This is a genomic window from Paragemmobacter ruber, assembly GCF_009908315.1.
In the GTDB taxonomy this organism is placed as follows: Bacteria; Pseudomonadota; Alphaproteobacteria; order Rhodobacterales; family Rhodobacteraceae; genus Paragemmobacter; species Paragemmobacter ruber.
On record NZ_JAAATW010000001.1, the window covers coordinates 909412 to 921677 of the forward strand.

11 protein-coding genes are annotated in these 12266 nt (G+C 66.9%); 3 read left to right on the top strand and 8 right to left on the bottom strand.

The genetic code is table 11. The features are described 5' to 3' along the window. Nucleotides 1-114 precede the first annotated feature (114 nt). The gene (gene clpA, locus GU920_RS04410) at nt 115-2433 is read left to right on the top strand and encodes an ATP-dependent Clp protease ATP-binding subunit ClpA (RefSeq protein WP_161765734.1); all 2319 of its coding nucleotides are present in this window, start codon (nt 115-117) and stop codon (nt 2431-2433) included. Beyond that, complete coding sequence (locus GU920_RS04415; protein WP_161765735.1) at nt 2430-3389, top strand: M23 family metallopeptidase; 960 nt, start codon at nt 2430-2432, stop codon at nt 3387-3389. The genes clpA and GU920_RS04415 overlap by 4 nt, the downstream gene beginning before the upstream one ends. 55 nt (nt 3390-3444) lie before the next feature. Here GU920_RS04415 and GU920_RS04420 read toward each other — a convergent pair whose 3' ends face one another. The 3 genes from GU920_RS04420 to GU920_RS04430 all read right to left on the bottom strand — a co-directional run bounded on the left by GU920_RS04420 (nt 3445) and on the right by GU920_RS04430 (nt 6847). Beyond that, nucleotides 3445-5037, bottom strand: coding sequence for a peptidoglycan -binding protein (locus GU920_RS04420; RefSeq protein ID WP_161765736.1), 1593 nt, complete (start codon nt 5035-5037; stop codon nt 3445-3447). A 3-nt stretch (nt 5038-5040) separates the two neighbouring features. Next, on the bottom strand, nt 5041-6219 hold the full coding sequence (locus GU920_RS04425; protein ID WP_161765737.1) for a biopolymer transporter ExbB: 1179 nt from the start codon (nt 6217-6219) through the stop codon (nt 5041-5043). Between the two features lie 79 nt (nt 6220-6298). After that, complete coding sequence (locus GU920_RS04430; protein WP_161765738.1) at nt 6299-6847, bottom strand: gamma-glutamylcyclotransferase; 549 nt, start codon at nt 6845-6847, stop codon at nt 6299-6301. Nucleotides 6848-6910: 63 nt separating this feature from the next. Between GU920_RS04430 and GU920_RS04435 the strand changes: the two genes are divergently transcribed. After that, nucleotides 6911-7903, top strand: coding sequence for a DUF2125 domain-containing protein (locus GU920_RS04435; protein WP_161765739.1), 993 nt, complete (start codon nt 6911-6913; stop codon nt 7901-7903). A gap of 6 nt (nt 7904-7909) precedes the next feature. On the opposite strand, the gene GU920_RS04440 is transcribed toward GU920_RS04435, so the two are convergent. From GU920_RS04440 to rpsD, 5 genes are all read right to left on the bottom strand, one after another. Further along, nucleotides 7910-8887, bottom strand: coding sequence for an extensin-like domain-containing protein (locus GU920_RS04440; protein WP_161765740.1), 978 nt, complete (start codon nt 8885-8887; stop codon nt 7910-7912). Next, nucleotides 8888-9817: a prephenate/arogenate dehydrogenase family protein gene (locus tag GU920_RS04445; RefSeq protein WP_161765741.1), complete on the bottom strand. Its 930-nt coding sequence runs from the start codon at nt 9815-9817 to the stop codon at nt 8888-8890. It lies immediately after the preceding gene. Next, on the bottom strand, nt 9817-10902 hold the full coding sequence (gene hisC, locus GU920_RS04450; protein ID WP_161765742.1) for a histidinol-phosphate transaminase: 1086 nt from the start codon (nt 10900-10902) through the stop codon (nt 9817-9819). The genes GU920_RS04445 and hisC overlap by 1 nt, the downstream gene beginning before the upstream one ends. A 127-nt stretch (nt 10903-11029) precedes the next feature. Continuing rightward, nucleotides 11030-11560 (bottom strand): TIGR00645 family protein, encoded by a 531-nt coding sequence (locus GU920_RS04455; RefSeq protein WP_161765743.1) that lies wholly within the window; start codon nt 11558-11560, stop codon nt 11030-11032. 84 nt (nt 11561-11644) lie between these two features. Continuing rightward, complete coding sequence (gene rpsD / locus GU920_RS04460; RefSeq protein ID WP_161765744.1) at nt 11645-12265, bottom strand: 30S ribosomal protein S4; 621 nt, start codon at nt 12263-12265, stop codon at nt 11645-11647. Nucleotide 12266 lies beyond the last annotated feature (1 nt).

Here is a 12266-nt window from a genome sequence, read left to right on the forward strand (position 1 = left end):
TGCGGCCCAAAAAACCCTTGAAGTGGGGCGAAATAAGCCGAACTCTAAGGTCATGAGGCCGCGGTTCGGCGGGGCTCGATCCCCGCGAACCCTGATGAACAGGAGCACCCGAACGTGCCATCGTTTTCCACGACACTCGAGCAGGCCATCCACGGCGCCCTGGCCCTCGCCAATGCCCGCCGCCATGAACTGGCGACGCTGGAACATCTCCTTCTGGCGCTGATCGACGAACCCGACGCCGCCCGTGTGATGAAGGCCTGCTCGGTCAACCTCGACGAGCTTCGCAAGATGCTGGAAGAGTTCATCGACGACGACCTCTCCACCCTCGTGACCGAGGTCGAAGGCTCCGAAGCCGTTCCCACCGCCGCCTTCCAGCGCGTGATCCAGCGCGCGGCGATCCATGTCCAATCCTCCGGCCGGACCGAGGTGACGGGTGCGAACGTGCTGGTGGCCATCTTCGCCGAACGCGAATCGAACGCCGCCTATTTCCTGCAGGAACAGGACATGACCCGTTACGACGCGGTCAACTTCATCGCCCATGGCGTGGCGAAAGACCCGTCCTATGGCGAAAGCCGCCCTGTCTCGGGCGCCGACGACCATCAGGAAACCCCCAAGGCCGAGGCGGGCGAAGCCAAGGAATCCGCGCTGTCCAAATACTGCGTGGACCTGAACGTGAAGGCCATGAAGGGCGACGTCGATCCCCTCATCGGCCGCGAGGCCGAGGTGGAGCGCGCCATTCAGGTGCTCTGCCGCCGCCGCAAGAACAACCCCCTTCTGGTGGGCGATCCCGGCGTGGGCAAGACGGCCATCGCCGAAGGCCTCGCCTGGAAGATCGTCAAGAAAGAAGTGCCCGAGGTCCTGTCGGGCGCCACGATCTACAGCCTCGACATGGGCGCGCTGCTCGCAGGCACCCGCTATCGCGGTGATTTCGAAGAACGCCTCAAGGCCGTGGTCAAGGAGATGGAGGATCACCCCGACGGCATCCTCTTCATCGACGAGATCCACACCGTGATCGGCGCCGGGGCCACCTCCGGCGGCGCGATGGATGCCTCCAACCTCCTGAAGCCCGCGCTTCAGGGCGGCAAGCTGCGCACCATGGGCTCCACCACTTACAAGGAGTTCCGCCAGCATTTCGAGAAGGACCGGGCGCTGTCCCGCCGCTTCCAGAAGATCGACGTGAACGAACCCTCGGTGCCGGATGCCATCAAGATCCTGATGGGCCTCAAGCCGCATTTCGAGGAACATCACGACCTGCGCTACACCGCCGACGCGATCAAATCGGCGGTGGAACTGGCCGCGCGTTACATCAATGACCGCAAGCTGCCCGACAGCGCCATCGACGTGATCGACGAAGCCGGGGCAGCGCAGCACCTGCTGCCAGAAGGCAAGCGCCGCAAGACGCTGGGCACCAAGGAGATCGAGGCCGTGGTCGCCAAGATCGCCCGCATCCCGCCCAAGAACGTCTCCAAGGATGACGCGGAAACCCTGCGCGATCTGGAAAAGACGCTCAAGCGCGTGGTCTTCGGTCAGGACAAGGCGGTCGAGGCGCTCTGCTCCTCCATCAAACTCGCCCGCGCGGGCCTGCGCGAACCCGAAAAGCCCATCGGCAACTACCTCTTTGCCGGGCCGACGGGCGTCGGCAAGACCGAGGTGGCCAAGCAGCTTGCCTCCAGCCTTGGCGTGGAACTCCTGCGCTTCGACATGTCGGAATACATGGAGAAACACGCCGTCTCCCGCCTGATCGGCGCCCCCCCGGGCTATGTCGGCTTTGATCAGGGCGGCATGCTCACCGATGGGGTGGACCAGCACCCGCATTGCGTCCTGCTGCTGGACGAGATGGAAAAGGCCCACCCGGATGTCTACAACATCCTGCTGCAGGTGATGGACCACGGCAAACTGACCGATCACAACGGCCGGACCGTGGATTTCCGCAACGTGATCCTGATCATGACGTCGAACGCGGGCGCATCCGACATGGCCAAGGCCGCCATCGGCTTTGGCCGCGAACGCCGCACGGGCGAAGACACCGCCGCGATCGAACGGATCTTCACGCCGGAATTCCGCAACCGTCTGGATGCGGTGATCAGCTTCGCGCCCCTCGGAAAGGAGGTCATCCTTCAGGTCGTCGAGAAGTTCGTCCTGCAGCTTGAAGCACAGCTCATGGATCGGGGCGTTCACATCGAACTCACACCCGAGGCCGCGGCGTGGCTCGGCGACAAGGGCTATGATGACAAGATGGGCGCGCGTCCCCTTGGCCGCGTGATCCAGGAACACATCAAGAAGCCGCTGGCCGAGGAACTCTTGTTCGGCAAGCTGACCAAGGGCGGCGTGGTCCGCGTGGCGGTCAAGGACGATGCGATCGACCTGCAGGTGCAGGAACCGCAGAAGCCCCGCCTCACCGGCCAGAAACCGCCGCTGCTCACGGCGGAATGATCCGCACCACGGCAGCACTGACATTGGCCCTCGCCCTTCCGGCGGGGGCCTTTGATTTTGCCCAGCCCATCGCCTGCACCCTTGGCCGCGATTGCCACATCCAGAACCATTTCGACCGCGACCCCGGCCCCGGCGCGGCAGATGTCGCCTGCGGACATCTCACCTATGATGGCCATGACGGCACCGACTTCGCGCTTCCCGACCTTGCCGCCATGCAGGCGGGCGTGGCCGTCCTCGCCGCCGCGCCCGGCACCGTGCGCGGCGTGCGCAACGGGATGCCCGACATCCGCGTGACCGATCCCGCCGCCCCGCCGCTGGAGGGGCGCGATTGCGGCAACGGCGTCGCCATCGACCATGGCGACGGATGGGAGACCCAGTATTGCCACCTGCGGCAAGGCAGCCTCACCGTCGCCCCCGGCGACCGGGTGGCGGCGGGTCAGCAGATCGGCCTTGTCGGCCTGTCGGGCAATACGGAATTCCCCCATGTCCATCTGGCGATCCGCAAGGATGGGGTGGCGCTCGATCCCTTCGCCCCGGATCCCGCCTCCGCCTGTGGCGCAGCCCCGCAAGATACGCTGTGGGCAGACCCGATCGCCTATGATCCCTTCGGCTTCACCGGCGCGGGATTCGCCACCGACATCCCGCTGTTCGACGCCATCAAGGCGGGCTTGCCATCCCCCGCCACCCTGCCCGCCGATGCCCCCGCCCTCGTGATTTGGGCGGCCTATTTCGGCCCCCGCACGGGCGATCAACTCACCCTCGCCATCACCGGCCCGGGCGGAGAGGTGATCCGCGAAACCCTGACCATCGACCGCACCCAGGCGCAGGCCTTCCGCGCCATCGGCAAACGCCAACCCCCGGGGGGCTGGCCTGCGGGCCGCTATGACGGCGCGGTGACGATGACACGCGACGGGCAATTGCTGGGCGAACAGAGCTTGAGCGTGACCATACCGTAGGATGGGCAATGCTGCCCATCCTACGCGGGCCGTCCCGGCGCAGGGACGCCCGACCTCAGCGTTCGGTCAGCTTCAGCTCGATCCGCCGGTTCTGCGCCCGTGCGGCCGGGTCCGACCCCGCCGCCACCGGGCGATACTCCCCGAACCCGGTCGCCGCCAGCCGGTCAGGCGGAAAACCAAGTTCCTCCTGCATGTAGCGCACCACCGACAGGGCCCGCCCCTGCGACAGTTCCCAATTGTCCGCGAACTCCCCCAGACCCGACAGCGGCACATCATCGGTATGGCCATCCACCCGGATGATCCAGTCGATCTCGGGCGGGATATCCCCCCTGATCTCATTCAGGATTTCCACCACCCCGGCGATCTGCGCCTGCCCCTCGGGCGCCAGTTCCGCCGCCCCCGGCTGGAACAGCACCTCGGACGAGAATACGAACCGATCCCCCACCACCCGCACGCCCTGCCGCCCTTCCAGAAGCGTGGACAATCTGCCGAAAAACTCCGACCGATACCGCGCCAGATCGGCATTCTCCGCCGCCAGCCGCGCCGCCTCGGCCGCCTCCAGCTCGGCCCGCCGCCGCTGTTCGGCGGCCACTTGCGCCAGTGCCGCGTTCAACTGCGTGCCCAGCGAGTCTAGCTGCACCTGCGCCGCCTCGTCCCGCGCCGCGCTTTCGTCCAGCACCGCCTGCAACTGCGCCAGTTGCGACCGCAGCGCCCCGATCTGTTCGTTCAGCAGGGCCACTTTCCGCTCTGCCTCCACGGACTTGGCCTGTTCCTCGGTCAGCGCGCGTTCCGCCGCCGCCAAGGCCGCATCGCGGCTGTCCTGCCCATCCACCGCCTGCGCCGCCTCGGTCTGCGCCGCGGCAAGCAGGGTCAGCGTCTCTTCCGCCCGCCGCCGCTGTTCCTCAAGCGCCAGCGTCATCGCCGCCAGTTCGTCATCTGCACCGCGCAGCCGTTCCCGCAGTTCCTCCAGCGCCGCCGCATCCACCAGCCGCGCTGCCTCGGCCTCGGACAGCTGCGCCTCGGCCCCCTCGGCCCGGCTGCGCAGCGATGCGATCAGCGCCTCCACCGCCGCCCGCCGCGCCGCCATCAGACGCGCGGCCTCGGCATTGGCATCCACTTCCTCGCGCGCCTGCGCCAGCGCCAGTTGCAGCGCCTCCTGCTCGGTGATCAACCTTTGCTGCGCCTCTTCCAGCGCCTGAACCGAGGCCGTCAGATCCGTCACCTGCTCGCGCGCCGCATCGCGTTCCGCCAGAAGCGACGCCACCTGCGCCTCGAAAGACGCGATCCGGCCCTGCGCCGCCTCCAGCGCGCCCTCGGCTGTGGCCAACTGCCCCGTCAGCGTGGTGATCAGCGCCGCCTGCCGCTCCCCCTCTGCCTGCGCGGCGGTGAGAGAGGCGGTCAGCGCCCCCACCTGATCCTCCAGCCCCGCCGCGCGCTGCCGCTCCAGCCCCAGCGCATCGGCAAGCTGCGCGATCTGGTCGGTCAGGCTGTCCAACTCATTCGACTGGGTGGTGATCGTTTCGCGCAGCACCACCTGCATCACGGTGAAGATGGTCAGCACGAACATCATCACCATCAAAAGCGTGGTGACCGCATCCACGAAGCCGGGCCAGATGATCGACGAATCGCGGCGGGAACGCAGCGCCATGCCCTAGCCCCGCCCCACCGTGCCGCGCGACAATTGTCGGATCGCCGCCGTCAGCGCCGCCAGATCGGCGCGCAGATCGGCCAGCGATTCCTGCCGCCCCGCCGCCATTTCCTCAAGGATCTTGAGCAGTTGCACATCAATCGACCGCAGGCGCATCCGGCTTTCGGCATCCGCGCCCATCGCGCCCTCGCCGCCCCCGCCCGTCACGGCGGCGATCAGCCGCTCCTGCCCTTCGGCGATCCGCGCCAGCGCGGCGGCCATGTCGCCGCCCCCCTCGCGCCGCTCGGACAGCTTGCCGATGGCGCGGGCGAGATCGTCGATCTTGTCCTCCACCATCACGCGGGTGATGTCAGACTGGGTATAAAGCGATTGCAGCGCATCCATCTGCGCTTGGACCTGGTCCAGCACCGCCGCCATCGCCGCCGTATCGCCGCCCTCCCCCTCGCCCGACGACAGGCTCACACGGGTGATCGACGACAGCCATTCCTCCAACTCGCGGTAGAACCGGTTCTGCCCATGCCCGGCGAACAGTTCCAAAAGCCCGATCACCAGCGAACCGGCAAGACCAAGGAGCGAGGATGAAAACGCCGTCCCCATCCCGCCCAACTGGCTTTCCAAGCCGGACATGAGCTTTTCAAAAACCTGCAACCCCGTCTCGCCCTCTTGCGGGGCCAGCGACCGGATGGTGTCCACCACCGCAGGCACGGTGGTCGCAAGGCCATAGAACGTGCCCAGCAGCCCAAGGAACACCAGAAGGTTCACCAGATAGCGCGTGATATCACGCGCCTCGTCGATCCGGGTGGCAACCGACTCCAGGATCGACCGCGAGGACGAGGACGATATCTGCATCTTCGCCCCGCGCGACCGCAGCAAGGATGCCAGAGGCGCCAGCAGGCGCGGCGGCTTCGTCGCATCGTGCCCCGGCACATGGCGGACGAAATCCTCGATCCAGCTGACCGATTGCATAAGGATCAGCACCTGCCAGAAACAGGTCAGCACGCCCAGCAGGAACACCCCGGCGATGAACCCGTTGAACAACGGGTTCGACTGGAAGATCCCCGCCACCTCGGTGTGGATCAGCCATGCCCCGCTGCCCACCAGAACGCTGACCAGCAGCATCATCACGATCTGCCGGATCGGCTGGCTGAAGGTGGGTGACGCTTCGGCGCGCTGCTTGTCCATCCGTCCTGCCCGTGTTCTGGCCTGTTTCCTGCCCGCCCACACCATAACAGGCGCAACGCCCCTGCCAAGACGGCGCGGATCAGCCTTCCGTCATCTGCACGATCGCGCGCACCCGCGCGGCCAGCCAATCCAGATCGGCATCCGCGATGCCCAGTTCCGCCAGATGCGCGGCGGTGGACCACAGGTAATCGCGGTTGGGGCCCCGCCCGCCCGTGGCCTGCGCAATGATCTGGGCCTGTTCCTCCAGCGCCAGCCCACCGCAGTACTGCACATGATCGGGGTCGATCACATAGGCCAGCGCCTGCTCCACCCGCCCATCGGCCAGCGTCAGCGTCACCCACTCCTCGACATAGGCCGATGAGATCAGCTCTCGCTCCCGCAGCGCGGCAATCGTCGCCTCTTCCGCGCCCGGCGGCACGCGAAACGCGACACCATCGCAAAAGGCCCCCGCCGCCCGGTCGAGCGCCAGCACCAGACCCGGCGCCTCGACCGTGCCGCGATGATGGATCGACCGCATGCAAAAGGACCGGTGCCACCCCTCCAGCCGCGCCACCGCACGCTCGGCCACCGGGAACCCCGGATGCCAGATCAGCGACCCATAGCCGAACACCCAAAGCGCCGCTGCCATTGGCTAGCCCTCCTTTCACCCCACCTGTAAACAGCAGGCGCAAGGCGAAGGAAAGGGTGCTGGATGCGGGCCATTCTGGTGATCGTGCTGATCGTGTCGGGGCTTTGGGGGGGGTACTGGTTCATCGGCTCGCGCGCGATGGAACAGGCCGCAGGCGGCTGGTTCGCCGCCCAGCAGGGCGATCCGCTCCGCGCCGAACAGCAGGGCATCACCGTGACGGGCTTTCCCAACCGCTTCGACCTGACGGTGACCGAACCGCGCCTGACCGACACCCAGACCGGCATCGGCTGGGCCGCGCCCTTCGCGCAGGTCTTCATGATGACGTGGAAACCGTGGCATGTGATCGCCACCCTGCCGCAGGAACAGACCCTCACCCTGCCGGGGCAGGACATCGCCCTCACCTCCACCCTGATCCAGGGCAGCCTTGTCGTGGTTCCCGGCACCAGCCTTGAGCTGGACCGCACCGCCATCGCGGGCGATGGCGTCAACCTGCGCTCTTCCGCCGGGTGGGAGGTGGCCGCCGCCACCGCCCGCTTCGGCAGCCGCCGCGCGCCGGATCGGGCCACGGCGCATGAGGTGGCGCTGGACATGACAACCCTCACCACGCCCGCCGCCTTCCGCATGGCGCTGGCACAGCGCTCCGACCTGCCCGAACAGATCGACCAGCTGCGCCTCGATACCGTGCTGGGCCTGTCGGCCCCGCTCGACCGCCACAGCGCCACCACCCGCCCGCGCCTGACCGACATCACCCTGCGCGAAGGGCTGTTGCGCTGGGGCGATCTGGTCCTGTCGGCGCAAGGCACACTCACCCCCGCCACGGATGGCACGCCCGAAGGGCGTATCGACATACGGGTGGAAAACTGGCGCGAACTGGTCCCGGTTCTGATCGCCACGGGGCTGGTCACGGATCAGACCTCGCAGACACTGACCCGCGCGCTGGAACTCTATGCCGGGCAGGGCAGCGATCCCACCGTCCTGACCATCCCGCTCAGCTTCCAGCAGGGCTGGATGAACCTCGGCCCCCTGCCGCTTGGCCCTGCGCCGCGGCTGTTCTGACGCGCATCAGCGGCAATAGGCCCCGTTCCGATGGGCCGCCGTGTCGAAATGCAGGTGATCCTCGTGATAGCCGTCCGATCCCGGCCCCAGCGTCGTGCCGAAGATCCCGCAGGCGGCGCGATGGGCCTGCCGCATCTGGCGGTTATAGTCGCCCTGCACCGAAAGCTCCCGCCCGTCCGAAAGGATGAAGCCCGAAATGTCGATGGCCTTGCCGCGCCCATGTTCGCTGATCTTGGCGCCGGGGCGGTTGTTGCGCGGGCGGCAGATGTAGCTGGCGGCGATGCGCAACTCCACCACCTCCTGCCGCCGGAAGGCGGGGCGCATGCCTTCGTTGATCCATGTCTTCAGCGCCGTCGCCGTGGCACAGTCGATCGTGGCGGGCGTGGTCAGGCGGATGCCATCCACCTGTGTCACGCGCACCGGCGCCTCTACCCCGCAGCCCTGCACGCGTGAGGTGATCTGCGCCAGTTCCTCACCCCGGATCGCCGGATCGCCACAGACATAGCCATCGGCGGGCGTGCTGCGGTCCGCCTGCTCGCGGCGCTGGAACAGCCCACCGAACAGCCCCCCGCGCCGTTCCCGCTGCGCGGCGGGCGGCGGATTGGCGGCGGCCGTCGTAACAGGGGCCTCCTGCGGCACCGCCACGCGCAATCCCTCGGGGCGCGGGCGGGGGCGCGGCACGGTCATCACGGCCACCGCATCGGGCGCCGGCAGGGCCTGCGCCACCGCACCCTGCCCAGCGTCCGGCCCCACACCCGGCCGCGCGCGCGGGCGCGGCGTGTCCGCCGTGGCGGGGGCAACAGCCAACCGGATTACGCCCGGCGCGGCCGGGCTTTCTGTGCTGGCGGCTTGCGGGGGCGACGCCTGCGGGGCAGCCGCAGGTCGGGCAAGCGGGCGGGGCGAGGTCGCGATCTCCTGCGCCGCCGCCCCCCCTGCCATCAGGAAAGACCACAGACACAAGGCACCGACCACACCCCACCGCATTCAACCACCCTTCGGCGCGACCTGCGCCACACGGCCGAAATCGGGCGCTGCCGTATCCTGCCCCGCCTCGATGATCCCGCGCCGGATCGCGCGCGTGCGGGTGAAATAGTCATGCAGATGCGCCCCATCGCCCAGACGGATGGCGCGTTGCAGGGCGAACAATTCTTCCGTGAACCGGCCCAGAATCTCCAACGTCGCTTCCTTGTTGGTCAGGAACACATCGCGCCACATCGTCGGGTCCGACGCCGCGATCCGGGTGAAATCCCGAAACCCCGCCGCCGAATAGTTGATCACCTCGCTATCCGTGACCCGGCTCAGGTCATCGGCCACGCCCACCATCGTATAGGCAATCAGGTGCGGGGTGTGAGAGGTGACCGCCAGCACAAGGTCGTGATGGGCGGCATCCATCTCATCCACCCGCGCGCCGAACCCTTCCAAGAGCGCGCGCAGACGCGCCACTGCCCCCGCCTCGGCCCCTTCCGGCGTCAACAGCCACCAGCGGTTCTGAAACAGCGTGGCAAAGCCCGACCGGGGGCCGGAATGTTCCGTCCCGGCAATCGGGTGGCCCGCGATGAAATGCACGCCGTCCGGCATATGCGGGGCCACGGCGGCGATCACCGCCTGCTTCACCGATCCCACATCGGTCACCGTCGCCCCCGGCGCCAGATGCGGGCCGATCTCTTCGGCAATCGCCCCCATCGCGCCTACGGGCACCGCCAGCACCACCAGATCGGCCCCCGCCACGGCCTTCGCCGCGCTGTCCTCCACCCGGTCGCAGAACCCGATCTCCAGCGCCGCCGCCCGCGTGTCGGCCGTGCGCGCATAGCCCACGATCTCGCCCGCCAGCCCCTGCGCCTTCATCGCATGGGCCATCGAGGATGCGATCAGCCCCAGCCCGATCAGCGCCACACGATCATAAAGGCGCGCCATCACCGAACACCCTTGAACTGCGCCACCGCATGGGCGACGCGGCGGCAGGATGCCTCATCCCCCACGGTGATGCGCAGGCAATGCGGCAGCTTGTATCCCGCCACCCGCCGCACGATCAGCCCCTGCTGCTGCAGAAACGCATCGCAGGCCACGGCCTCTTCCTCGCTGGCGAAACGCGCCAGCACGAAATTCGCCATCGACGTATCCGACGGCACGCCCAGTTCCGCCAGCGCCTCGGACAGCCAATGCCGCATCCGCGCATTCTCGGCCCGGCAGCGGTTGACGAAATCCTGATCCCGCACCGCCGCCTCTGCCGCCTCCAGTTGGGTGGACGACAGGTTGAACGGCCCCCGGATACGGTTCAGCACATCAATGATCGCGCGCGGCCCATAGCCCCAGCCGATCCGCAGGCCCCCCAGACCGTAGATCTTGGAAAAGGTCCGCGTCATCACCACGTTGCTGCGCGCCTCAAGGATCGCCAGCCCGCCATCATAGCCATCGACATATTCCGCATAGGCCCCGTCCAGCACGAGGATCGCCTGCCGCGGCAGCCCGTCGGCCAGCCGCTCGATCTCGGCCAGCGAAATCATCGTGCCGGTGGGGTTGTTCGGATTGGCGATGAACACAAGCTTCGTGCGCCGGTTGCAGGCGGCAAGGATCGCATCCACATCCGTCGTCCGCTCGCGCTCGGGCACCTCGACGGGCGTCGCGCCCACGGCCAGCGTGCTGATGCGATACATCAGGAAGCCGTGCTCGGTGAACACCACCTCATCCTTCGGCCCGGCATAGGCCTGGCAGAGGAAGGTGATGATCTCATCCGATCCCACGCCACAGATCACCCGGCCCGCATCCAGCCCGTGCACCTCGGCAATCGCTTCGCGCAAACTCGCGTGATCCGTCGAAGGATAGCGGTGCAGCGTATGCACCGACCGCTGGAACGCCTCTTTCGCGCGGTCCGACGGGCCGAACGGGTTTTCGTTCGACGACAGCTTCACGACATTCTGCATGCCCGCCACATGCGCCTTCCCGCCCTCATAAAGCGCGATGTCCATGATTCCGGGCTGCGGTCGAATGGCGTCGTTCATGTCGGAAAAAATCCCCTCGGTAGGCCCGGGTTCTAGCGGCGCGCGGGCAGCTTTGCCAGACGGATTGTGACACGGATCGCAACGCGGATTGCCACAGGCGCGCCCGCCTGTCCCCCGCTTTCCGCGTTCATTTCGCCGATTTCGCCTGCAGCCAGTCCATCACCGCCAGCAGAACGCCCGACGCCACAAAGGTCATGTGGATCACGGTCAGCCAGAACAGATGCCGCTCATCGGGGGCGGGCGTGCCGGGATCGCCGATCTCCATGAACCGCTTCAGCAGATGGATGCCGGAAATCGCCACGATCGACGCGATCAGCTTCATCTTCAGCCCGCCGAAATCGACCTTGCCCATCCAGCCGGGCCGATCATCGCCCGCATCGAAATCGAACTTCGACACGAAACTCTCATAGCCCGAAAACATCACGATCAGCAGCAGGTTCGCCGCCAGCGTCAGGTCGATCAGCGTAAGCACCACAAGAATGGTCTGCTCCGCACTCAGCGTCATCATCTGCGGCACGTAATAGACCAACTCGCGGAAAAAGATCACCACCAGCATCAGCAGCGCGACGGTCAGCCCGGCATACATGGGCGCCATCAACCAGCGGCTGGCGAAAAGCCCCCGCTCGAACGCATCTTCGCTTTGCCGTTTCCTGTCCATACCGGCCTACCTGTAACAGTCCCCTGCAAAAGCAAGAGGCCCGCATCGCTGCGGGCCTCCCTCCATCCGGAAAAGCCGGAAAAATCAGTTCTTCGCGTAGAATTCGACCACGAGGTTCGGTTCCATCTGCACCGGATACGGCACATCGCCCAGGCCCGGGGTGCGGACGAACTTCACCGTCATCTTCGAATGGTCCACTTCCAGATAATCCGGAACGTCCCGCTCGGTCAGCGCGATGGCTTCCAGCACCAGCGCCATCTGCTTGGACTTCTGGCGCACCTCGACGACGTCGCCTTCCTTCACGCGGTAGGACGCGATGTTCACGCGGCTCCCGTTCACGGTCACATGGCCGTGGTTCACGAACTGGCGCGCGGCAAAGATCGTCGGCACCAGCTTGGCGCGGTAGACGACCGCATCCAGACGGCGCTCCAACAGGCCGATCAGCATCTCGCCCGTGTCGCCCTTCACCCGTTCGGCTTCCGCATAGATCTTGCGGAACTGCTTTTCGGTCAGGTCGCCGTAATAGCCCTTCAGCTTCTGCTTGGCGCGCAGCTGCGTGCCGAAGTCCGACAGCTTGTTCTTGCGGCGCTGGCCGTGCTGGCCGGGGCCATATTCACGCTTGTTCACCGGGGATTTCGGACGGCCCCAGATGTTTTCGCCCATGCGGCGGTCAATCTTGTACTTGGCAGAGGTGCGTTTCGTCACC